This is a genomic window from Arthrobacter sp. (genome assembly GCF_031179985.1).
Classification (GTDB): Bacteria; Actinomycetota; Actinomycetes; order Actinomycetales; family Micrococcaceae; genus Arthrobacter.
Map to the genome: position 1 here is coordinate 9,392 of NZ_JAPSHJ010000001.1, position 21,234 is coordinate 30,625.

General features: G+C 61.9%; 28 protein-coding genes. 14 read left to right on the forward strand and 14 right to left on the reverse strand.

The window, feature by feature from the left end:
- A partial coding sequence (locus RIN13_RS00050) for a hypothetical protein (RefSeq protein WP_309105300.1) occupies nucleotides 1-291 on the reverse strand: 291 nt, incomplete at its 3' end.
- 166 nt (nucleotides 292-457) lie between these two features.
- On the opposite strand from RIN13_RS00050, the gene RIN13_RS00055 reads away from it, so the two are divergent.
- From RIN13_RS00055 to RIN13_RS00070, 4 genes are all read left to right on the forward strand, one after another.
- Nucleotides 458-1,414: a phosphotransferase gene (locus RIN13_RS00055; protein WP_309105301.1), complete on the forward strand. Its 957-nt coding sequence runs from the start codon at nucleotides 458-460 to the stop codon at nucleotides 1,412-1,414.
- 31 nt (nucleotides 1,415-1,445) lie between these two features.
- Nucleotides 1,446-1,832, forward strand: a complete 387-nt coding sequence (locus tag RIN13_RS00060) for a VOC family protein (RefSeq protein ID WP_309105302.1) — start codon at nucleotides 1,446-1,448, stop codon at nucleotides 1,830-1,832.
- Nucleotides 1,833-1,954: 122 nt separating this feature from the next.
- Complete coding sequence (locus tag RIN13_RS00065; protein ID WP_309105303.1) at nucleotides 1,955-2,203, forward strand: hypothetical protein; 249 nt, start codon at nucleotides 1,955-1,957, stop codon at nucleotides 2,201-2,203.
- A 71-nt stretch (nucleotides 2,204-2,274) separates the two neighbouring features.
- Nucleotides 2,275-3,300, forward strand: coding sequence for an NAD-dependent epimerase/dehydratase family protein (locus RIN13_RS00070; protein ID WP_309105304.1), 1,026 nt, complete (start codon nucleotides 2,275-2,277; stop codon nucleotides 3,298-3,300).
- Here the strand turns inward: RIN13_RS00070 and RIN13_RS00075 are convergent.
- Complete coding sequence (locus tag RIN13_RS00075) at nucleotides 3,290-4,378, reverse strand: LacI family DNA-binding transcriptional regulator (protein ID WP_309105305.1); 1,089 nt, start codon at nucleotides 4,376-4,378, stop codon at nucleotides 3,290-3,292. The genes RIN13_RS00070 and RIN13_RS00075 overlap by 11 nt on opposite strands.
- A 108-nt stretch (nucleotides 4,379-4,486) precedes the next feature.
- On the opposite strand from RIN13_RS00075, the gene RIN13_RS00080 reads away from it, so the two are divergent.
- The 3 genes from RIN13_RS00080 (at nucleotide 4,487) to RIN13_RS00090 (ending at nucleotide 7,800) form a co-directional block, all read left to right on the forward strand.
- Nucleotides 4,487-5,413: a carbohydrate ABC transporter permease gene (locus RIN13_RS00080; protein WP_375164628.1), complete on the forward strand. Its 927-nt coding sequence runs from the start codon at nucleotides 4,487-4,489 to the stop codon at nucleotides 5,411-5,413.
- A 2-nt stretch (nucleotides 5,414-5,415) separates the two neighbouring features.
- Nucleotides 5,416-6,357, forward strand: a complete 942-nt coding sequence (locus RIN13_RS00085) for a carbohydrate ABC transporter permease (protein ID WP_309105306.1) — start codon at nucleotides 5,416-5,418, stop codon at nucleotides 6,355-6,357.
- Nucleotides 6,358-6,459: 102 nt separating this feature from the next.
- Nucleotides 6,460-7,800 (forward strand): sugar ABC transporter substrate-binding protein, encoded by a 1,341-nt coding sequence (locus RIN13_RS00090; RefSeq protein WP_309105307.1) that lies wholly within the window; start codon nucleotides 6,460-6,462, stop codon nucleotides 7,798-7,800.
- Between the two features lie 67 nt (nucleotides 7,801-7,867).
- Here the strand turns inward: RIN13_RS00090 and RIN13_RS00095 are convergent, their stop codons facing one another.
- Both RIN13_RS00095 and RIN13_RS00100 read right to left on the reverse strand, forming a co-directional pair.
- Nucleotides 7,868-7,999: a hypothetical protein gene (locus RIN13_RS00095; RefSeq protein WP_309105308.1), complete on the reverse strand. Its 132-nt coding sequence runs from the start codon at nucleotides 7,997-7,999 to the stop codon at nucleotides 7,868-7,870.
- Between the two features lie 23 nt (nucleotides 8,000-8,022).
- Nucleotides 8,023-8,817, reverse strand: coding sequence for an SOS response-associated peptidase (locus RIN13_RS00100; protein ID WP_309105309.1), 795 nt, complete (start codon nucleotides 8,815-8,817; stop codon nucleotides 8,023-8,025).
- A 116-nt stretch (nucleotides 8,818-8,933) separates the two neighbouring features.
- On the opposite strand from RIN13_RS00100, the gene RIN13_RS00105 reads away from it, so the two are divergent.
- Nucleotides 8,934-9,203, forward strand: a complete 270-nt coding sequence (locus tag RIN13_RS00105; protein WP_309105310.1) for a mycoredoxin — start codon at nucleotides 8,934-8,936, stop codon at nucleotides 9,201-9,203.
- A 32-nt stretch (nucleotides 9,204-9,235) separates the two neighbouring features.
- Here RIN13_RS00105 and RIN13_RS00110 read toward each other — a convergent pair whose 3' ends face one another.
- Nucleotides 9,236-9,979 carry a lipoate--protein ligase family protein gene (locus RIN13_RS00110; protein WP_309105311.1) on the reverse strand — a complete coding sequence of 248 codons (744 nt, stop codon included), beginning with the start codon at nucleotides 9,977-9,979 and terminating at the stop codon, nucleotides 9,236-9,238.
- The gene (locus tag RIN13_RS00115; RefSeq protein ID WP_309105312.1) at nucleotides 9,976-10,782 is read right to left on the reverse strand and encodes a thioesterase family protein; all 807 of its coding nucleotides are present in this window, start codon (nucleotides 10,780-10,782) and stop codon (nucleotides 9,976-9,978) included. The genes RIN13_RS00110 and RIN13_RS00115 overlap by 4 nt, the downstream gene beginning before the upstream one ends.
- Nucleotides 10,783-11,000: 218 nt before the next feature.
- On the opposite strand from RIN13_RS00115, the gene RIN13_RS00120 reads away from it, so the two are divergent.
- Nucleotides 11,001-11,705, forward strand: coding sequence for an endonuclease/exonuclease/phosphatase family protein (locus RIN13_RS00120; protein WP_309105491.1), 705 nt, complete (start codon nucleotides 11,001-11,003; stop codon nucleotides 11,703-11,705).
- 18 nt (nucleotides 11,706-11,723) lie between these two features.
- On the opposite strand, the gene RIN13_RS00125 is transcribed toward RIN13_RS00120, so the two are convergent.
- Together RIN13_RS00125 and RIN13_RS00130 are read right to left on the reverse strand one after the other, a co-directional pair.
- Nucleotides 11,724-12,233 carry an NUDIX hydrolase gene (locus RIN13_RS00125; protein WP_309105313.1) on the reverse strand — a complete coding sequence of 170 codons (510 nt, stop codon included), beginning with the start codon at nucleotides 12,231-12,233 and terminating at the stop codon, nucleotides 11,724-11,726.
- A complete protein-coding gene (locus RIN13_RS00130) occupies nucleotides 12,230-12,427 on the reverse strand; it encodes a DUF1918 domain-containing protein (protein ID WP_309105314.1) in 198 nt (65 codons plus the stop codon). The genes RIN13_RS00125 and RIN13_RS00130 overlap by 4 nt, the downstream gene beginning before the upstream one ends.
- A 93-nt stretch (nucleotides 12,428-12,520) precedes the next feature.
- Between RIN13_RS00130 and RIN13_RS00135 the strand changes: the two genes are divergently transcribed.
- Both RIN13_RS00135 and RIN13_RS00140 read left to right on the forward strand, forming a co-directional pair.
- Nucleotides 12,521-13,027 (forward strand): metallophosphoesterase, encoded by a 507-nt coding sequence (locus RIN13_RS00135; RefSeq protein WP_309105315.1) that lies wholly within the window; start codon nucleotides 12,521-12,523, stop codon nucleotides 13,025-13,027.
- A 44-nt stretch (nucleotides 13,028-13,071) separates the two neighbouring features.
- Nucleotides 13,072-13,545 (forward strand): SRPBCC domain-containing protein, encoded by a 474-nt coding sequence (locus RIN13_RS00140; RefSeq protein ID WP_309105316.1) that lies wholly within the window; start codon nucleotides 13,072-13,074, stop codon nucleotides 13,543-13,545.
- Here RIN13_RS00140 and RIN13_RS00145 read toward each other — a convergent pair.
- From RIN13_RS00145 to RIN13_RS00160, 4 genes are all read right to left on the reverse strand, one after another.
- On the reverse strand, nucleotides 13,542-14,735 hold the full coding sequence (locus tag RIN13_RS00145; RefSeq protein ID WP_309105317.1) for a HipA domain-containing protein: 1,194 nt from the start codon (nucleotides 14,733-14,735) through the stop codon (nucleotides 13,542-13,544). The two genes, RIN13_RS00140 and RIN13_RS00145, sit on opposite strands and share 4 nt — an antisense overlap.
- 11 nt (nucleotides 14,736-14,746) lie before the next feature.
- Complete coding sequence (locus tag RIN13_RS00150; RefSeq protein ID WP_309105318.1) at nucleotides 14,747-14,944, reverse strand: helix-turn-helix transcriptional regulator; 198 nt, start codon at nucleotides 14,942-14,944, stop codon at nucleotides 14,747-14,749.
- Nucleotides 14,945-15,124: 180 nt separating this feature from the next.
- Nucleotides 15,125-15,394: a hypothetical protein gene (locus RIN13_RS00155; protein ID WP_309105319.1), complete on the reverse strand. Its 270-nt coding sequence runs from the start codon at nucleotides 15,392-15,394 to the stop codon at nucleotides 15,125-15,127.
- A gap of 53 nt (nucleotides 15,395-15,447) precedes the next feature.
- Nucleotides 15,448-16,101 (reverse strand): DNA alkylation repair protein, encoded by a 654-nt coding sequence (locus RIN13_RS00160; RefSeq protein ID WP_309105320.1) that lies wholly within the window; start codon nucleotides 16,099-16,101, stop codon nucleotides 15,448-15,450.
- A 45-nt stretch (nucleotides 16,102-16,146) separates the two neighbouring features.
- Between RIN13_RS00160 and RIN13_RS00165 the strand changes: the two genes are divergently transcribed.
- Nucleotides 16,147-17,040: a ribonuclease Z gene (locus tag RIN13_RS00165; protein ID WP_309105321.1), complete on the forward strand. Its 894-nt coding sequence runs from the start codon at nucleotides 16,147-16,149 to the stop codon at nucleotides 17,038-17,040.
- On the opposite strand, the gene RIN13_RS00170 is transcribed toward RIN13_RS00165, so the two are convergent.
- Entirely contained in the window at nucleotides 17,037-17,435 is a 399-nt protein-coding gene (locus tag RIN13_RS00170) for a GNAT family N-acetyltransferase (RefSeq protein ID WP_309105322.1), read from the reverse strand. The two genes, RIN13_RS00165 and RIN13_RS00170, sit on opposite strands and share 4 nt — an antisense overlap.
- 146 nt (nucleotides 17,436-17,581) lie before the next feature.
- Here RIN13_RS00170 and RIN13_RS00175 point away from each other — a divergent pair, with 146 nt between their 5' ends.
- A complete protein-coding gene (locus tag RIN13_RS00175; RefSeq protein ID WP_309105323.1) occupies nucleotides 17,582-18,823 on the forward strand; it encodes an MFS transporter in 1,242 nt (413 codons plus the stop codon).
- Nucleotides 18,824-18,851: 28 nt separating this feature from the next.
- Here the strand turns inward: RIN13_RS00175 and RIN13_RS00180 are convergent, their stop codons facing one another.
- The gene (locus RIN13_RS00180; protein ID WP_309105324.1) at nucleotides 18,852-20,315 is read right to left on the reverse strand and encodes a protein adenylyltransferase SelO family protein; all 1,464 of its coding nucleotides are present in this window, start codon (nucleotides 20,313-20,315) and stop codon (nucleotides 18,852-18,854) included.
- A 321-nt stretch (nucleotides 20,316-20,636) separates the two neighbouring features.
- On the opposite strand from RIN13_RS00180, the gene RIN13_RS00185 reads away from it, so the two are divergent.
- Nucleotides 20,637-21,077 carry a hypothetical protein gene (locus tag RIN13_RS00185; protein ID WP_309105325.1) on the forward strand — a complete coding sequence of 147 codons (441 nt, stop codon included), beginning with the start codon at nucleotides 20,637-20,639 and terminating at the stop codon, nucleotides 21,075-21,077.
- Nucleotides 21,078-21,234 lie beyond the last annotated feature (157 nt).

Sequence of the window (21,234 nt, forward strand, 5' to 3'; positions counted from 1 at the left end):
GTATTCGGGACTGACAACATCACGAATCGCTTCTGTCAGCTGCGCATTGTCGGACGCGTCAATGTCCTTCAACGCATCCCATTCTGCGTCGCTCAGCATCGAATAATCGAAATTCTTGACCAGAGAATCGCCCCTGCTTAAAGCGGTGCCGCTGCGCTTCCCTGGCGGGCACAAGAGGCACGACATAAACTTGGGGTGTTCACGTTGCGATCGCGGTTTGCGGGGTAAGCGTGCGCCAGAACGGAGAGCGCCATGCTCAAGATCCTCCTGTGCAAACTGAATTTGCGCCACGCCTGGCACATAGAATCCGCAGAGGATGGCAGCGGCCGCTATAGACGGTGCACACGGTGCGGTAAGTACGACCGTGACAGGGATGGCAGTGGCTTTATGCACTGAGACCCGCCCGAGTCAACGTCCTTCTCCCCTGCCGAGCCGCCGCAAGACTAGACTTCTGAAGATGTTTCCACCTGGGTTATCGATGCTTTGGGAGTCGACCGAACCACAGAGCGCGCTGAAGAACAGATTTGGCCTGGGCAGCTTCGATGAAGCGGCCGGCTGGCTCACCAAAGTTCTGGCTGAAGCCTGGGCCATTGAAGTAAAGGCCTGCGAGCGAATCATCATCAGCGACCACAACGCCATCGCCTGGATCAGCACGGATCGCGGAGCCTTGGTGGCAAAGTGGTCCCGAGATGAGGATCAGTTCGCAAAATTTGCCGGAACCGCAGATCTGCTGGATGCGCTGCACAAAGAAGGGCTGCCAGTGGCGCCCCCGCTGGCGGCCACTGATGGCAGGCACCGGGTGGTCATCGATTCCTCGTCCGTCACAGTGCAGCCTCACATAGACGGCAACCTGCTTGACATCACTGCCGACACTGCGGTCCGAAGGGCCGGGGCCTCTCTGGCCCGCCTGCATCGCGCTTTGGCAACTCAGAAGGACAGCCGGCTGACCCGGCTAGGGCGGCACACAGGTGGAACCTTGGATTTGCGGCGGCGGATAGAGACTTGGCTGCAGCATGAGGACACCGGGAGGGCGCCGGAAGCGTCCACAAGACTTCGTGACCAGATAGCCTCGCTGCCGCCGATCGACAGCCAGCCTCAACTGATCCACAACGACTACAGGGCCTCCAACGTGGTCACCTGCGGTACAGAGGTCATCGCCGTTCTCGACTTCGACGAGGTCGCCTTGGACTACTGCGTCACCGACCTTGCCAACGCATTCGTCTTGCTCGGGACCCGGTTCACCAACTGGCAACCAACACCGCCCAGCGTCCGCGAGGCTTTTCTGCACGGATACGAATCTGTGCGGCCACTTACACGGCTTGAACGCCAATGGCTGCACGCACTCGCGCTGTGGCGCGGAATCACTGCAATCCCGCCCGGCGATGACCCGGCCGGCTGGGCACGAGCTGTGTGATGTCCCTCCCGCAGTCGGCTATCGTGGTGCCATGCCGAGCCGATTAGCTGTTATTGCCATCGATGCGATCCAGCCACAGGTGGTGGCCGATTTCTGGTGTGCCGTCCTTGACTGGCATGTTGTAGACGAGGATATGGACATCATCAGTATTGGACCACAGCATGGGAGCTCGCCTTCCATTGACATCATCGCGGTACCCGAGGGCAAGACCGTCAAAAACCGGCTGCATTTCGACCTCCGGGCTGACGGCGTATCTACCGCGGAGGAGCTTGAGCGCCTGCTCGCCCTCGGCGCCCAGCGGACAGACGTGGGCCAGGGGCCGGACGTCAGTTGGGTGGTTCTCAGCGATCCCGAGGGAAACGAGTTCTGTCTGTTATCCCGATCCGTCCAGGACGTCGAAGACGAAAAATTGATGTAGTCGGCGCGACCAGTGCCAACGTCAGGGTCTGAGTACAAAAACTCCTACCGGCCCTCCAGGCCGCAACTGACGCGGACGAAACGTTCGCCACCCTCAGCACGCGTGGCGAAGGCGCATCGGACATGCTGATGCAGGTTTCGGCCGGCAAGGACAGGCTGCTCGTCTGGGCTACGAAGAGCGGCGCCTCCCTCGGCGACGATGACCAGAACGAACTGGAGAAACTCATCAACGAGGTCCTGGACAAGGCCGACGACGGTTCCTCACCGACAGCCACAAGCTCACTCACCAGCACAGCAACCGTCTCCCCCGTCCCCGACAGCGACCGGACCCGACAACACCTCCGAGCCGTCGCCGTCGGGCACAAAACTTGAGGAAGCTACCGATGACCCCACATCTACGGCCTAGGGGCGGGAGGCAGCAGCTGAGCCGATAGAGTAGGCGGATGTCAAAAGCTGTGATTTTGGGGGGAACCGGGGTTATCGGACAGGCTGCGGCACGCCGATTGCTGGCCGCCGGCTGGCAGGTCGATGTGTGCAGCCGTAACCCTGGCCGGATGCCGGCCGATCTGGCAGCCAAGGGTGCACGGCACCGGATCCTGGACAGGGCGGATGCTTCGTCACTTCGGTCAGTCTTGGGCGATGGCGCGGATCTGCTGGTCGACTGCCTTGCCTTTTCTGCCGCAGACGCCCGGCTCGTGATCCCTTTCCTTGGGTCCGTCGGGTCGACAGTGATGATCTCAAGCAAGGCTGTTTACGTCGACGGCGCCGGCCGGCACGTCAACTCTGAAGTGCGCCCGCAATTCAACGGCCCCATCTCTGAGACGAACCCGACGCTGGCTCCCGGGAGCGGCGACCACAATACGGCTGAAGGCTATGGCCCCAACAAGGTGGCTGCAGAACACACCTTCCTGGACAGCGGGCATCCGGTTACCGTCATCAGAGGCTCAAAAGTTCATGGACAGGGTGCCGCTCCCGCACGCGAATGGTACTTCGTGAAGCGGATCCTGGACGGTCGATCCGCTATTTTCCTCCGGAACGGCGGAAGGTCAATCGATCACACCAGCGCCGCCGTTAACCTCGCAGTGCTGATCGAAACTGTCGCAGGCCTTCCTGGATCCCGCGTGCTCAATGGAGCAGATCCTGATGCGCCGACTGTGCTGGAGATTGCGCGCACCGCTGCCGGGCATTTTCGGCACTCCTGGGCCGAAGTGTTTTCGGAAGGGGACTCCACGTCCGACGTCGGACGCACGCCTTGGGATACCGCCTCGCCAATCGTGCTGGACATGAGCGCTGCCGCCAAACTCGGTTATATTCCCGTGGGAACATACGCGCAAACCGTGGCCGAAACACTCGATTGGCTCGCTGGCGCCTTCCGCAAGGATGGTGCAGGAGCCCAGGACCTGCCCTTCTTTGAAGGACGCTTCGATTACGCTGCCGAAGATGAGTACCTGAAAATACTTACGCCCTGACGTCGGGATCCCGCGGGGCTGCCGTGCTCTCGCGGACCACCAGGGTCGTGGGGACAAGGATCATGCCGGGTTCGGTGGAACTACTCCGGATCTGTCGGAGGATGTCGTCCACGCAGCGGTGCCCCACCTGCGCGAAGTCCTGGTGAACTGTAGTAAGGGGCGGGCTGTAGGACGACGCTTCCGGAACGTCGTCGAATCCCACCAGACTGATGTCTTCAGGGACTGCCTTGCCCTTCTCCCGGAACGCCCGCAGGACGCCAAGGGCCATGTGATCGTTTGCAGTGAAAACAGCCGTGCAGCCCTCCTGCCCGGCGAGCCAGAGTCCGGCTTCGTAGCCCGACTCGGCCGACCAGTCTCCCCGCACCACCGGCGGGACGTCCTTTCCGTGAGCCAGCAGGGTTTCCCGCCAGGCCCGCTGTCGCCGTCCACTCGCGAATGATTCCTCCGGTCCGGCCACATGCCAGACGGTCTGATGCCCCAGGCCAAGGAGATGCTCCACTGCCTTGTGCGCGCCGTCGGCCTGGTCCGTATCCACCACGCTGTACTTCTCACCGGCATTGGAGTCCACGACGACGACCTTGACTCCCGGGGGCACCGAGACTGTAGCGGCATCCAGGAGGTGGATCTCCATAATGGCGATAACTCCGTCGACGGCCAACTCCCCCATGCGTGAGAAAGCTCCCTGCACTTCCGCCTGAGTCGGTGCTGTCACCGGGATAAGGGTGATGGCGTAGTCCTTTTTTGCGGCGTGCAGGGCGATGGCCTCCAGCGTCCTGACGTTACCGATCGAGGAGAGGGAGAAGAGAATAACGCCGATAGTGCGGAAGCTGCCGCGTTTCAGGGCACGGGCAGCGCTGTTGGGCCGGTATCCGAGTTCGTTCATGGCGGAGATGACTTGCTGGCGGGTCGCTTCAATGACATCCGGGCTGCCGTTGGAAACCCTGGAGACTGTCTGTGAAGACACACCGGCAAGCTCTGCCACATCGGCCATGGATACCCGCCGCTTCCGGTCACGAGCCGGAGATCCCTGCCGGACTTCCGCGGCAGCAGGGCGAGGTTGACCAGACTTTGTGAGCATGCCAACATCGTACCCAATCATGTTTACGTAAACACTCCATTACGGGTCGAGGGATGTTTACGTAACCAAAGCCCTGCCCCACTCGCCTGAGAACGCAAAGGATCTTTCATGACAATGGCGTCCCCCACGTTGGCCGCGCCCGCGGCTTCCGCTGCAATCCAGCGAAGACCCCGCCGGCGACCGTGGACAGGATGGTGGTTCATCGGCCCTTTCATGGCGGTGTTTGCCTTGGTATTCCTCGCGCCAATCACCTACTCGATCTACCTGAGCGTCTTCCGGAACCAGCTCATCGGCGGAAGCGCCTTCGTCGGCCTCGACAATTACGTCCGCGCCCTGACTGATCCGCAGTTCTGGTCTGCACTGGGGCGGGTCTCACTGTTCCTCACCGTCCAGGTACCGGTGATGCTCTCTATCGCACTGCTTGTGGCCCTTGCGCTGGACAGCGGCCGCTTGTACGGGAAATCCTTCTTCCGCATCTCCATCTTCCTTCCCTACGCGGTACCCGCTGTGGTGGCCGCCCTCATGTGGGGATTCATGTACGGAACCCGCTTCGGGTTGGTCGGGAACATCAACCAGGCATTCGGGCTGTCACTGCCGAGCCCGCTGTCCGCGGACCTCGTCCTTCTCTCGATCGGGAACATCGTGACGTGGGAGTTCATCGGCTACAACATGCTGATCTTCTTTTCCGCCCTTACGGTGATTCCGAAGTCGCTCTACGAGGCAGCCGAAATCGACGGGGCGGGGCAGCTCAGGATCATTACAGCCATCAAACTGCCAGCCATCCGGGGCGCCATTGTTGTTGCGACGATTTTCTCCGTCATCGGAAGCTTCCAGCTCTTCAACGAACCGAGCATCCTCAAAAGCCTGTCGCCAAACACCATTTCCACATTCTTCACCCCCAATCTGTACGCCTACTCCCTCTCCTTCTCAGGCCAGCAGTACAACTACTCCGCCACAGTTGCCATCATCATGGGCCTGCTCACGATGGCAATCGCCTTCGCCGTTCAGGTTCGCGGCATGCGAAAGGAACGCTGACCATGAGCGCCCCCACGGCCACCCGCCCTGGCACCATCCCCCCGGCTGGACGAACCGCCTCCCCAGTGCGGCTCCGGTCCTCTCGAACTGCCCCGAAGCGCCGATCGCGGAGAAGTATAGGGCTGACTCTCGCCATGGGGCTGGTTCTCCTCTACAGCCTTGCCCCGCTGTTCTGGCTGCTCGTCAACTCCACCAAAACCCAGGAAGGACTCTTCAGCTCCTTCGGCCTCTGGTTCGACGATGACTTCGCCCTGTGGGACAACATCGCCCGTACCGCCACCTATGACGACGGAATTTTCCTCCGCTGGCTCGCCAACACCCTCCTGTACGTGGTTCTCGGCGCCGGGGGCGCCACCTTCCTTGCCGTGCTTGGCGGCTACGCGCTCGCCAAGTTCGACTTCCCGGGCAAGAAGGGGGTTTTCGCCGTAGTCATTGGCGCAGTGGCAGTACCAGGTACAGCGCTGGCTGTTCCAACCTTCCTCATGTTCAGCCAAATGGGCCTAACAAACACCCCCTGGGCCGTAATCATCCCCTCCCTCATCTCCCCCTTCGGCCTCTACCTCATGTGGACGTTCGCCTCCGAAGCAATCCCCACCGAAATCCTGGAGTCCGCCCGCATTGATGGAGCCAGTGAAGCGCGTACGTTTTTCCAGGTCTGCCTACCCTTGTTGACGCCGGGCATTGTCACTGTGCTGCTGTTCACCATGGTCGCGACATGGAACAACTACTTCCTCCCGCTGATCATGCTGAAGAACCCGGACTGGTACCCGCTCACCCTTGGCCTGAACGCATGGAACGCGCAGGCCGCCACCGCCGGAGGCGAAGCGATCTTCAACCTCGTCATTACCGGATCGCTGCTCACCATCCTTCCCCTCATCGCCGCCTTCCTGCTCCTGCAGCGCTATTGGCAGTCCGGGCTGTCGGCCGGAAGCGTCAAAGAATAACGTCCTTCTCCCACCATTGGTCCGTCCCAGCGGGCTCCGCAGAACGTACTGGGCACCACCGCACTCCGCACATGCACCACTAACGCAAGTAGAAGGAAGACCATGAATAAAACCCTGACCCGTCGCGGCCTGCTGCAAGGTTCGGCAGTCGCAGCAGCACTGGCACTGAGCCTTACCGGCTGCGGGGGCGGCGCCCCGACAGCCCAGCAGACCGTCAGCAGCAGCGCCGTCGAAGAAGCCCTCCAAAAGGGCGGCAAGCTCACTGTATGGGCTTGGGAGCCGACGCTTAAGAAAGTCGTCGAGGGCTTCGAAGCCAAGTACCCCAACGTGGACGTTGAACTGGTCAACGCCGGTACGGGCAATGACCAGTACACCGCCCTTCAGAACGCCATTTCGGCAGGATCCGGCGTCCCTGACGTAGCACAGATCGAGTACTACGCACTCCCCCAGTTTTCGCTTGCCAAGTCTGTAACTGATCTCTCCCAGTTCGGCGCCTCGGAACTGAAGGACACCTTCACCCCCGGCCCATGGGCTTCGGTGCAGGCAGCAGGCGGGGTTTACGGGCTGCCTATGGACTCAGGTCCCATGGCCCTGTTCTACAACAAAGAGGTGTTCGACAAACACGGGATAGCCGTGCCCAAGACCTGGGACGAATTCCTGGAAGCCGGCCGCGCCTTGAAGAAGGCGGATCCAAACGCGTACATCGCCAACGACACGGGCGACGCGGGCTTTACGACGAGCATGATCTGGCAGGCCGGCGGAAAGCCGTACAAGGTGGAAGGCAGCAACGTTACCGTCAACTTCTCCGATGAAGGCTCCAGCAAATTCACCGAAACCTGGCAGAAGCTTATCGACGAGAAACTCCTGGCTCCCGTCGGTTCCTGGAGCGATGAGTGGTACAAGGGCCTTGGCAGCGGCACTATCGCCACTTTGCCCATCGGTGCCTGGATGCCCGGCAACCTCTCCTCTGGTGTGGCCGAAGGAGAAGGCAAATGGCGCGCGGCGCCCCTTCCCCAGTGGGAGGAAGGCGGCAAGAGCAGCTCCGAAAACGGTGGAAGCTCACTGGCCATCCCGGCCGCGGGCAGCCAGGCTGCCCTTGCCTACGGCTTCCTCGAATACTCCAATGTCGACGACGGCGTGAAGACCCGCATTGACGGCGGCTCCTTCCCCGCCACGGCAAAGGAAATCTCTTCCCCCGAGTTCCTCAACGCGGAATTCAAGTACTTCGGCGGCCAGCAGGCCAACAAGGTCTTTGCTGAGTCCGCTCAGAACGTGGTCCAGGGCTGGTCCTACCTGCCATTCCAGGTGTACGCCAACAGCATTTTCAACGACACCGTTGGCCAGGCCTACGTCTCCGATACGAAACTCACCGATGGGCTGGCCTCCTGGCAAAAGGCAACGGTCAAGTACGGCTCCGAGCAGGGCTTCACCCTAAAGGAGTAGAAGAAACACAGTGGGGGCGCGGGCACAACGCCCGCGCCCCATCATTTCTCATCAGGCACGCCGGTAATCACGCGTCGCGAAGCGCCAGGGCCGCCTGGACCAGCCAGAGGGTGAATACGGCGGCGTAGCCCAAGGCGAACACCTGGCCCGGGGCGAGGTGGAGGAAGAAGCCGGCAGAGTGCACCGCTCGTTCAGTCAATCATCCAGGAGGCAACAGAGCAGCTAGAACAGAGCCTCCGCCGGCTCGACCGGTTCCACCCGTTGGATGAGTTGCGCGGAGTCGTTGCGCACGCTTCCCACCGCGGCTCCCACCGGATCGATTCTCCAGCCCTCCGCCACTTGGTGGGCCTGGGAACGAACCAAGTGGACCAGTGCGGCCGCATCAACAGCTCCGGGGCTCAGCCATTCGTCCATGGCGGCGGTGCTCATGGCGACGGGAACCCGATCATGGAGAGCTGCCAGCTTTGGCAGGGCCGGCGCTTCCGATCCTTCCCTCGGTGAGCCTTCCGCCGTCGGGCCTTCCATGGTCGAGGACGTAGTCAGGATGGAGGTCGAGAGGATCCAGCGGCCTGGATCACCCGCCGTCCTGGAAAGGTCCCTCCACCATTCGTACACACCGGCCAAAACCATTCCGCCGTCGTCCGCCGCGCGCACGTAGTACGGCTGCTTGTTCTTGCCGGAGCCTTTCCATTCGTAGTAACCGTCAGCCGGTACCGCGCAGCGCCTGGAGGTAACAGCTTCCCGGAAGGCGGGCTTCTCCAGGATTGTTTCGCTGCGCGCGTTGATCATCTTGGCGCCGATGCCTGGATCTTTGGCCCACGGGGGAACCAATCCCCAGCGCGCCAAATGCAACTGCCGTGCCACGCCGCCGTCGACCAGCCTTTCAAGCACAACGGGAACGTCAGCGGTAGGGGCAATGTTCCACGAGGGCCGCACCGTGAGTTCCTGGTCCAGCTCAGCATCAAACCCGGCAAGCAGGTCTCCCACCGCTCTGGCCATCACGTAGCGTCCACACATCCGATCAGCATGCCATCACTGCCCGTCCGGTGTCATGTAGGGCCCCCAGAGCTAAGGAATACTGGCCTGCAGGTTACGGTTGAAACAAAGGAACCCCCTGATTGAAGGAGAAACCCGTGGACTTTACCCCCGAAGACGGCACCATCACTATGTTTTCGACCACCTGGTGCGGTTACTGCAACCGGCTGAAGAAGCAGCTTGATGGCCAAGGCATCGGCTACACCGAAATCAACATCGAGGAAGTAGCAGGCACAGCCGAACTCGTGGAGCAACTCAACGGCGGCAACCAGACGGTCCCCACCGTCCTGTTCCCGGACGGTACGGCGGCCACCAACCCCTCACTTGCAGAGGTCAAGAGCCGACTCGGGGCCTTGGCGGCACTCTAGGAAAGTGCCCGCCTGAACGTCAAGGCCGGACGTCAGGGGTGGACGCTTGCGAAGGCCCTGCAGGTCAGTTCTGTGTAACCGGCATAGGTATTGATGACTGCTGCCTCGATGGCAGGCACATCAAGGCCGGGTACCAGATCGTTCACAGCTCCCGCCGTCCGGGGATCCCAGTCGAGCCCCAGGGCGGCGTAACTGGCCGTGAGGACCTCGCGGATCGGTTTTGAATTCTCCACCACGATCACCGAGCTGAACAGCCACCCGCCCGACACAACACGCTGTGCCGTGCCGATCAGCTTGACCTGCCTGCAGGGATTATCAGCAGCTTGTCCGTGAACACTGAACTCTCCGGGGCAATACTCCCCTGGAATCTCTCCGACCGCGGCCTGCACGCCGACGCTGCGCAGAGCCTCGGCAAGTAGCTCACCAAAAAATGCAAACCTTCCCTTTGCCCCGGCAATTGCGTCCCGGTGCGGTTCCACGTGATCGATAACCAGGGTGCCCTCGTGATAGGCGGCAGCCCGCCCCCCGGCCCTGCGCACCAGCGGTTCGAATCCAAGTTTCCGGCATGCCTCAGCCGCTGCCCCGAATCCGGGAAGGTTGGCATCCCGTTGGCCGAATGCAACTGTCGGTGCGGGGCGGTAAAGCCTAAGGCTTGGGCCGATCTCCCCGGTCTTGACCTTGCCAAGGAGCTCGATGCCGAACTCCAGGTCCCGCGCGGCTCCAAGTGACTCCTCCTGCCGGAACACTGTAAGCGTCTGCGGCGGCGCGTCTGTCATGAGGTTTTGCGCAGAGTCAGGATCTGTTCCGCCCGGCCGAAGGGACCCTGGAGATCGTGCAGCACCGTTGAGGTCAGCCCAATACCATCGGCACCGAAGGAGACGGCGTTATCCAGACCCAGCCACTCACCGGACGGCTTACGGTACATATGGATCTGCAGGTCCAGATTGGGAAAGGCATAGCTACCGGCGCCCGGAGGCACCCGTGCGGCGATGCCGTTAGCTGTGTCTATCAGGCCAACCAGCCGTGCGACATCGCCGCTATTCGCTGCATCGGTCAGCGGATGGGACGTGCGAAGCCACACCTTGCCGGAGCCGGGACGATGTCCCTCCGCCGCCCGCATTTCCAGGGAAGCGATAAAACCGCCCGGCCAAACGCTGGCGCCGTCGAAAGGCTTGCAGTCCTCTAACGCCGGGATCGGAGTTTCCTCGATGGCGGCTACGGCTGAAGTATCGCTTGTCATCATCCGCCAGCCCGTCGCCCGGATTGCGACCCGGCCACCCGCCACCAGCTCCGCCTGGACCAGCTCGATGGTGCGTCCGGGGCGCAGGGTTGTTGTAACGATGCTGAATTCGCCGCCGGGAATCAGTCCCAGGATCTCGTAGCTGAGGCGGGCCATCCTCAATCCGGTCCGCGGCTCGTGACGTTCCAGGCATTCCGCCATCAGCCCGGACGCCGGAGCCATGTGCTGTTCATGCTCATTCCAGGCCCCTTGGGCGTGAACGGTAGAGCGGAAGCGTCCGCCACCCAAGGACTGGTAGTAGAAGTTGCCTTCGGCAAGTTCCGGGAGAGCAGCAGTCAACGGTGACCCTTTCGCCTCGCTGTTGCAGATTCCAGAACACACTATCTCTTTCCGCGGCGTCCTTCCGCCGTCGGCGCCCGACGGGACCGCCGGGACCGCCGAGACGGGCCTTGGACACCCGGACGCGCTGAAGACATTTCCGGCACGCACGCTTTCGACTGGGTAGACTCGGTGACTGGTTTCCTATCCAACTTCCCTCCGAAGAGGTGCTCACCCTGATACGAGTCATCAGCTACAACCTCCGGAAGCACAAGGCCAGCGGTGAACTGCTCAACCTGACCCGGGACTTCGAGATCGACATCCTCTGCCTGCAGGAGTGCGATACGACGGACCTGCCTGAAACCCTGGGCCCTCTGCATCTGGCCGACGCAACCAAGGGCAACCGCCTTGGCCTTGCCATCTACTACAGAATGGACCGCTTCGCCTCCCATGAAACGAAGACGTTTGCGCTGAAGAAGTCCCTTCACGACCTCGTGCTGTCGCCTGCCCACGAGCGGCTGATCGGCATCCGCGTCACGGACAAGGACACGGACCACGAATTGGTTATCGGCTCCTTCCACGCCGCTCCCCTGACTGCGACTAACTCCCTGCGGCGCAACCAGATCCGCGCTGCCCATGCTGAACTGCTCAGTATGGGGGCGGGCCTGATGACCCTGATGGTCGGCGATTTCAACTACCCGTTCTTCACGAAGAACCTCACCGAACACATGAAGAACTCCGGGTATGAGTTGTCACTGAGTGACCGCAGAACGTACACGCGGTACAAGGTCTTCAAGGGTCACTTCGACTTCGCGACGTCACTGGGGCTCAACATCGAAAGCGTTGAGACCCTGCCCCGGGGCGCTTCGGATCACCTGCCCATCCTCGTCACGGCGCAGTACGGCGAAGACTACGGGCCCATCCAGGGGATTACTGAGTCCTGACAGGCTACGGCTGACGGTTTAGCCCCCGTCCTCCAGCAGCCTCATCCGAAGTTCAGGCCAGGATGAAGCGAAGCCCGGGTGAAGTTCCTTTTGGTGGACCGTGTCGAGTGGAACCCATTCCAGGGCAATACTCTCGGGATCGTTGATGGCGGGTTCGAAGGGCTCCAGCACGCGGGCCACCACAGTTGTGTAGGACCAGTAGCCTACGTCGAGCACTGATGTGAACAGAACCTTCACACCGTCAGGGGGAACGGCGGCTTCCTCGAACGCCTCACGGAGCGCACCCTCCACCGCATCCTCGCCTTGATGCAGGGCTCCCCCGGGCAGGCCCCAGGTACCGCCACGGTCACTCCAGACGGCCCTGTGCTGGAGCAGGATGCCGCGCGCAACGTCATGGACCAGCACTCCGGCAGCACCGAAGCGGCCCCAATACCTGCCGTGCTCCCCTTCCACCCAGGCGTCGCCGGGATCACGGGGACCAGGACGCCGGGGCGGACCTTCTGATGGCTGGTGAATGGATGCGCTCATTCAGCGGGTGGCTGTTTACGGTCGACGACGAAATCCCCTCCGGGAAAGACGATAGTCTCGTGACCGTCGTCGAACCTGACCTGGTACGGCGGGGCGCCGTCTGCCCCCCGGACTTCGATGATTTGGCCGTGCCGGTCCGCTGACTCGACGGTCTTGCCACGGATGGTAATGCGGTCGCCTTGGGTTGCTTTCATGGCAATTTACCTCCCAGCCATAGAGTACTTCGCGCCCACGTGCCGGGGGAACAGGGTGCTGGCAGGGAATCGAAACCCGTGAAACGATGCCCTATGACCGCCCGGCTTTTGTTGGTTTCAGACACGCATGTCCCCGTCCGCGCACGCAAGCTTCCCGACCAGATTTGGGCTGCTGTAGCCTCCGCCGACGTGGTTTTTCATGCCGGCGATTGGGTGTCAGTGGAGTTGTTGGACGAGTTTGAGCAGCGCAGCCGCCGGCTCGTTGGCGTCTACGGCAACAACGACGGCGACGACCTCCGCCTCAGGCTCCCGGAAACCGCAGCCGTCACTCTTGAGGGCGTCCGCTTCGCCATGATCCACGAAACGGGACAGGCGGCGGGCCGTGAGCAGAGATGCGAAGCGCTGTTCCCGGAAGCGGATGTCCTCGTATTCGGACACAGCCACATTCCTTGGGACAGCACCTCGCGGCATGGCCTTCGCCTGCTGAATCCCGGGTCGCCGACAGACCGTCGTCGACAACCCGTGTGCACCTACATGACCGCAACCGTGGCGGACGGCGCACTGTTGAACGTTGAACTGGTGGAAGTGCAGCGGCCCTGATTTCCACCTTTTTTGGGGTGAAGTACTGAGCATAAGATGTGCGCATGGAAAAGCTGCAGTTTTCAACCAGGATCAATGCGCCCGTCCAGACCGTATGGAGCACCATGCTCGATGATGCGACTTACCGAGACTGGACCAGTGCATTCCACGAGGGTTCCTACTACGAGGGCGATTGGAACCAGGGCAGTGAAATACGCTTCCTGGGCCCTGACGGAAACGGCTCGCTGGGAGGAATGCTCGCCACGGTGGAGGAAAGCCGCCCCCACGAGTTCGTTTCCCTCCGCTATCTGGGTCAGATCGTTGAGGGGGTAAATGACACCACCAGTGACGAAGCGAAGAGCTTCGCCGGAACGCACGAGAACTACACGTTCAGGCAGGCCGACGGGATGACTGCGCTCGACGTTGAGATCGAAGTGGACGCGGACAGCGACGACGAGTTCGTTCAGATGTTCAACGACCTGTGGCCTAAGGCTTTGGACAAGCTCAAGGCAATGTGCGAACGGGAAGCCACCAGCTAGTCCTGCAATTGGCTGCGGCGAAACCGCAATTCACGCTGGGCACCACGCAGCGGGGATCCGGAAAAGGGCAAGGACTCCAGATTGATGGCAGTCGCGGCCACCATCGCCAGACGGTTGGCTGACGCAGCCGCCTTGTCCGGCAAGCCGATGGATGCAGCAAACTCCGCCCAGTGCTTGGCCTTAAGGTTCTTCGTCTTCCCTGCGACCGGAAGGGCAAGGCTGTCATCCCCATAAACCAAGGTGCAGGGGATGTCATAGATGGGAGCCATCACAAAGCCCCTGCTTCCGCCCAGGATGGCGAGGTTCTTGGCGTGGAGATCTCCGTTGCCTGTGAGCCAGGCGAAGACGAACTGCAGATACAGGTTACGTCCCGCCACCATCGGTGCCTGGCAGATCCGCATCAGGGCCCGTGCCAGGTCTTCGGAGTTGACGGCGTACTTGGAAGCGGGCGGGAGGCCTAAAACCTGGGTTCCGTCCTCAAACGGCAACCGGACCCAGCTCCCGTCCGCACTCTTGACCCTGTCAAAGCGTTGCACGAGCAAACCCGGAAGCCCGTTCCTGTCCGAGATCACCGAGCTCACGGCCACCGGAATCTTCAGTGCCCTCGCGGCCGACAGGTGCGTTGACTCGTTCACCACCAGATGCGGATGTTCCGGCGGATCAAGCTTGAGCAGATATCGCTGGCCCCTCAAAGCCAGTGGCGTGGTGAGCATGGAGGCACTGGTCTTCCGCTGCACCCCTGGGAGTCCGTGAAGATCCACAACGTCCGCCAGAGCCGAGAAGTCGAGCTCCTCGGGGCGGGTGGTGTCGGCCAGGGGTGGAGGTTCCTCCGGCAATGCACCGGCCGGAACCACCTGCACATCGCCGGGGACATCTGCCCCTACCGCAAGCAGGAGGGTCAGTTCGTCGTCGAAGCTGGTCTTGGCGGCGTTCTTCAGCACGGTCAGCCGGTGCCCTTCAGGCAGCAGGCCCGCGAAGAAGGGAGGCAGGGCGCCGGCAGGGGTTTCCACAGGCGTTTCCGACAATGGCAACGAAATGGCAATGGGCAGTCCCTGTCCGTCCAGGTACTTCCGCTCATAGGAGAATCTCACGCCGCCGTGATCAGTCCTTGCGAGTTGACCGGCAAGGACGCCATTCTTGTAGACATCGGCCGTCCTGACGAACTTGAGCCGCTGCAGATCCTGGGGCATCAGCGGCGCTGTCATTCTGCAGCCAGATGGAGACCAAGCACATTGGCGATCGCCACGACAGCCCGCAATGACGGGTTTCCCGTTGCCGTTTCCAGGCCACGCACGGTCCGTTCAGACGTTCCAGCAAGATGCGCGAGGTCTTCCTGAGTGAGGCCGGCTTCTTTCCGTGCAGCACGAATGCTTGACGCGATCGACTGAACGTCCTCCATGGGGTTTCGCTCCTCAAAGGCCTCCGATAGGGGCAGAATTTTGCCGGTTGGGGCATCTTCTACTCCTATCCTTCCCTAAAGAGAGCATTTCGGCAATATTTTGCCGAATCAGTGGCAAAACCGGCACTGGAGCATGCCCGCAGAGCTGATCGGCAGGATACTACCGGTCACTCCTGCTGTTCAGCTTGAGGCGTCCTTCTCGATCTCCTCGGCGAGATCATCCACGTCTTCGGGGCGCATCTCTATGCCTGCCTCATCCAGGCGCTCTTCAAGAACGTGGCTGACGTCGTCCTGTACGTGGCCCAGCCTGACGTCGTCGCGAATATCCTCAGCGATTCTTTCCACGGCTTCAGCGGTGTCTTCACGAGCAGGGCGGACGGGATTCTCGACATCCAGGCCCTCTGTTACGCCTGAAGGGACGTCTCCGGTATCGGGTGCAGAATCACTCATACCTCATGGTGGCCGGACACCGGAGCAGGGTCAAGAAGCCGCCGGCAGGAGGATCAATCGTCGTGGAACGAGAATTCAAGTCCCGGTCCGTTTTTCGCCGTTTCCCCGACAACACGTGAGATAGCCGCCCTGACTGCCAGTCCGCCGTCGGACGCCTTAGAGTGTTCGAGCGCCAGGTTAGCCCTCCGGACAAAGGTGGTCCAGCTTTCCGCGCTCTGCCGAAGCTCACGAAGTTGGGACAGAACGGATGCCCGCCTCAGCCATTCGTCCGGGTCCCGTGCCCAGCGGTCCAGGACACTGTCAGCCCGAAGGCGACCCAGCACGTCCAGGTCCGTCACCAACGGGCCAACCACGTCGATTGCTAGCGGGTCCACCAATTCCGGCAGATGCGAGTCCCGCACAAAGCCCTCAAGCCGTGTCAGATCGGTATTCTTCAGGAGTCGGATATTGGACTGCAGGAGGACTATTGCAGCCAGCCGGCGCTCGAAGACCGGGACATCCCACAGTTCGGAGCTCAGCGCAGTGATGTCGTCATGGGACAGGCCAGGGTATCGGCGGGAAGCATCGCGGATGGCGCCTCGGACAGCGCCAACAGAGGCGCCATAGAAACGCAGGTCACTACCTAAGCGGTCCTGTGCATCCTGCGCGCGGGACCACGAGCCCTCCCGCTGCAGGGCTGCATCCACGAATTCGCCTGGATTTGTCACCGGTCCATTCTCGCTTCTTGGCAGAGCCATGGCACACTCGGATCCATGCGTGAATTCGTCGTCCTGGGCACGGCCTCCCAAGTGCCCACCCGGACCCGCAACCATAACGGCTACCTGCTGCTGTGGGATGGCGAGGGCCTGCTCTTCGATCCTGGCGAGGGCACGCAGCGCCAGATGATGCTCGCCGGCGTGTCGGCCAGCCAAATCACCCGTATCTGCATCACCCATGTCCACGGTGACCACTGCTACGGTCTGCCCGGTGTGCTTTCCCGCATGGTTCTGGACGGTGTGCAGCACCCGGTCCATCTGCACTTTCCCGCTTCCGGCGAGGACGTGGTCCGGGCGCTCGTTTCCCTCGCCTCCCCCGGCCTCGACCTTCGGCTGCACCCGCACGGGGTCGGCGGAATGGTAGCTCCCGGCCTGGAGGTGCGGCCGCTCAACCACAGGATTGAGACATACGGCTACCGGCTGGTGGAACCAGACGGCCGCACTCTGCTTCCTGAGCGCCTGGCCGCTGCCGGGATTTCCGGACCCGACGTCGGCCGGCTCCAACGGGAAGGACGCCTGGCTGGTGTGCGCCTGGAAGACGTCAGCGTTCTGCGGCCCGGGCAGCGCTTTGCTTTTGTCATGGACACGGCGGCCTGCACTGGGGCGGAGGAGCTTGCCGACGGCGTCGATCTGTTGGTGGCGGAGTGCACGTTCAGCGACGACGACGCCGCGCTCGCTGAGCAATACCGTCACCTCACAGCCGGCCAGGCGGGTGACCTGGCGGCCGGCGGGGACGTTGGCACTCTCATTTTGACGCACTTCTCAGCCCGCTACGAGGACGTTGAATTTCTGGCCGCGCAGGTAAAGGCTCGCGCCGGCGGGACCATCGTGCTCGCTGCGAACGACCTTGACCGGATCCCGTTCCCCAAGCGGCAGCGCATGGCGGGTTAGCGGAGCTGGATCAGTCCCGCATTCGTAGGGCGGAAACCGCAGGCCTCGAAGTAGAAGCTCTTGTGATGATCGTCGAAGTCAACATGGAGCCATTCACAGCCGGCCGCCCTGGCTTGCTCGGTTGCCACGGAGACGAGTTTCTTCCCGATGCCTTGGCGGCGCGCTCGATCCGCTACCAAGGTGTCTTCAATGAATGCATGCACCTGTCCGTCCCAGATCACGTTGACGAAACCCACCAGACCCTGCGCGTCGCGTGCTGCAACCCAACCCAGACTGAAGCGTGAGAGCAGGCCATTCCAATCGTCGTCGCCCGGTTCATGGTTGAAGCCCTCTGCGTGCAGTTGGTTGATTTCTTCGTTCTCAAAAGTGCCGCGCCATTCCAAGGTGGTGGTCATGCTGAACAGCATTGCAGATCGATGCTTGCTCGCGTACCGTTGCAACAAGTTCGTGAACGTTCACGTTTCGCCTGACGGTGGGGTTAGAAAGCAACCCGATCCCAACTGCCAGTGAAACCGCCAGCCGAAAAGAAGAATCGAACCCTATGTCACTTGCTCCGCTTCTGGATCAGCTCCCGACCAAGGCCATCCGTCATGCCCGTCTTGGGGTCAATGTACTGTTCTTCACCAACGGCGCCATCTTCGCCAGCCTTCTGCCGAGATATCCGGAGATCAAAGCCGATCTCGGGCTGACAAACGCTGCCTTTGGCTTCGCCATTGCTGCCTTTCCCGTGGGCGCGGTCCTTGCTGGCCTGAGTGCAGGCCCGCTGGTTCGCCGGTTTCGTTCCTCCAGAGTGGCAATCGTCGCAACAGTGTTGTCCTCGCTGGGGATCCTCCTCGCGGGAAACGCTCCAGCCTGGGCTGCCCTTGCCGTCGGTCTTTTCGTCGCCGGCGCGATGGATTCAATCACGGATGTTGCACAGAACTCCCACGGCCTTCGGGTCCAGAGGCTCTACGGCAGATCGATTCTTAACTCCTTCCACGCGGTCTGGAGTGTTGGGGCTGTTATGGGAGGCCTCCTGGGCGCCGCTGCAGCAGGGATGGCCTTACCCCGTCCCCTTCACCTCAGCCTGGCGGCCGTGATTTTCAGCCTCATGGCTGTCCTTTCCTACCGGCTGTTGCTTCCCGGGCAGGAACCAGCTGAGCCTGCCGCCGAAGGGGATGACCGCCAAGACCGGCATGGCGTGGACGTGAAGCGATCGGGTGATGCCTCAGGTCAATCCATGGCCAAGTATGGACTGCTTCTTGCCCTGGTGATGATAGCTTCAGCCGGGGCGCTCGTCGAGGATTCGGGCAGTACCTGGTCCGCCATTTACCTCGCGGGTCCCCTTGAAGCCTCTGCCTTTATGGCGGGCGCTGGTTTTGTGGCCTTGCAAGGAATGCAGTTTGTGGGGCGGATACTGGGTGACCGGATGGTGGACCGCTTCGGTCAGCGCGCCGTTGCGCGCACCGGGGGCTTCATCGTTCTGCTGGGAATGGGTTTTGCTCTCATGTTCCCCACAGTAATTGGGAGCGTCATAGGATTCGGCCTCGCGGGTTTCGGCGTTGCCACCCTTATCCCGGCGGCCATGCACGCTGCGGACGGACTGCCCGGGTTCCGTCCCGGGGCGGGGCTCACCATCGTCAGCTGGTTGCTCCGTCTCGGTTTCCTCTTTGCACCTCCCCTCGTCGGTGCCATTGCAGATTCCTCTTCCCTGCGCCTAGGCCTGGTCGTTGTCCCCGTCGCCGGCCTGCTGGTTATGGTGTTCGCTCGAGTCCTTGCGCCAAAGGCCATGCCTACGGATTAGCCAGGGAAGGGCCGGGGTCCGGCCCGGTTCAGGTTCCGCAGAAGGTCCGGTAGGCGCCGAAGTCCTCCGGCGCGGGGGCTGCGTAGCGCTCAAGACCAGGCCGCTCATCGTAAGGGTTGGTTACCGCAACCAGGAGCTTTTCGAGCGGCGCCAAGTCGCCCAGCGTCGCTGCGCCAAGCGCCTCCTCAACCAGATGGTTACGGGGAATATAGACAGGATTGACCCGGTCCATCGCGTCCGCGTCCGGGTCCAGAGCATGCCAACGGTCAACCCAGGCATCGAATGCCGCGAGATCCAGAACCATACCCCGTGCCGGCTCAGCGTCGCCGCGGGGGCTCTTGCCGAGGTTCCGGAAAAACGATGTGTAGTCGACGTGCCCCTCCTGAAGGAGAGCCAGGAGCTCATCGACGAGAGGCGACGTCACGTCGTCGTCTGTGTCTTTGTGTAGGCCTAACTTGGCCTTCATACCCGCCAACCAGGCGGCACTGTACTGTGAGCGGAAAGCCTCCAGTGACTCCACCGCCAGGGCGACAGCCTGCTCCTGATCGTCGTGCAGAAGGGGCAGCAGGGCCTCCGCGAGCCGGGCCAGGTTCCACTCGGCCACCAGCGGCTGGTTGCCGTAGGCGTAGCGTCCGGTCTGGTCGATGGAACTGTAAACAGTGGCGGGGTCAAAACCCTCCAGGAAGGCGCAAGGGCCGTAGTCGATGGTCTCACCGGAGATTGTCATGTTGTCGGTGTTCATCACTCCATGGATGAAACCCACGAGCATCCACTGGGCTACGAGGGACGCCTGTGCCGCTGTCACGTCTTGGAACAGCGCGAGATAAGGGTTCTCGGCTTCAGCGGCCCCGGGGTAATGACGGGCAATGGCATGGTCGGCCAGGCGGCGGAGCAGGTGGACGTCGTCCCTGGCGCGGGCATACTGGAAGCTGCCCACGCGCAAGTGACTGCTCGCTACCCGTGTGAGCAAAGCTCCTGGCAACTGCGTTTCGCGCTGCACCGGCCGTCCGGTTGCCACCACGGCGAGGGACCGGGTTGTGGGGATTCCAATGGCGTTCACGGCCTCACTCACGACGTACTCGCGCAACATGGGACCGACTGCTGCCAATCCGTCGCCACCGCGGGCAAACGGTGTGCGCCCGGAGCCTTTGAGGTGGAGGTCACGAAGCCGGCCCTCGGTGTCCACCACCTCACCGAGCAGGAGCGCCCGTCCGTCGCCGAGACGCGGGCTGTACCCGCCGAACTGGTGGCCTGCATACGCCTGCGCCACGGGAGTGGCACCCTCGGGAATGCTGTTACCGATCAGCAGAAGCAACCCCTCGGAAGTCCGCAGGGAGATCGGATCCAGACCCAGCTCGATGGCCAGCGGCTCGTTGAGCACGAGCAACCGCGGATCCGGGGCCCCGTCCGCCTGCCAGGGAATAGCCATTTCGGGCAGCTCTCGGGCGAAGCGACCGTCAAAAGCGACGTTTGTCTGGGCTGGAGAACTCATATATCCAGACTACCTTCGGCGTCCTGAGACCTCGACGACGGCGTCTGTCATTGATGCGGGACCGGCGGGGCGTCGTTCCCTGCATAACGGGACCGGCTTATAGGCGTCGCTGGACACCTTGTGCCCATGAACGAACCGCAGGGCCTCACTGGTGAGGACGTTCAAGTAGGTAGGGTGCTGTCACACAGGACATGCCGGCACTAGGTTGTTGACTCCCAGCAGGAGCTCGTGTGGGCAATCCTCGGACGGGCCGTCCGGTGCGCGAGGAATCCAGAAAAGTCTGGTGTAGTCTCGGCGGAACAAGAGCCTGAGGGGGAGGGCATGAATCGACACACGTTTCCACTGATTGCGGTAGTGCTTGCTGCAGGAGTCCTGCTTGGCGGCTGCACTGCCCAATCAGGAATCAAGGCATTAGATCGGCAGGTCAGTGCCGAGGACAGAATGCCGGAGGTCATCGGGTTTGCCGGGACCCAGGTTAAAGATGAAAACGCCCGTTTACTCGCCCAGAATGACGGCGTCAAATACTTTGCAGCTAAGGCCGATGCCACTAACGAGGCGTGTGTGGTCATCGTTCCGGACACGAACCCGTCACTGTGGGTGTCAGGTTGCGGAAGTCTGATGAACAGTGGCCGCGAGGTGGTCACGGTCAACAACGCAACCGGAGAATCGGCAGTCCTCGTTGAGGATGGAATCGACACGAAACAGTGGGAGTCAGAGGGCTGGACGAAGGTGCATGACAACGTGCTCATCCGCGGCGGCTAACCATCTGCCGCTCGCGATGTCGTCTGCAGGCGGCGTGGAGGACAACATGATCGTTAGACACTCTCGCCGCTCGGATTGGCACGCGATTGATTCCTGCCGCATAACGCTGGGCATATGGCTCTGCCTGGGCAGCTCAAGATAGCCTCCTCCCCCCCCC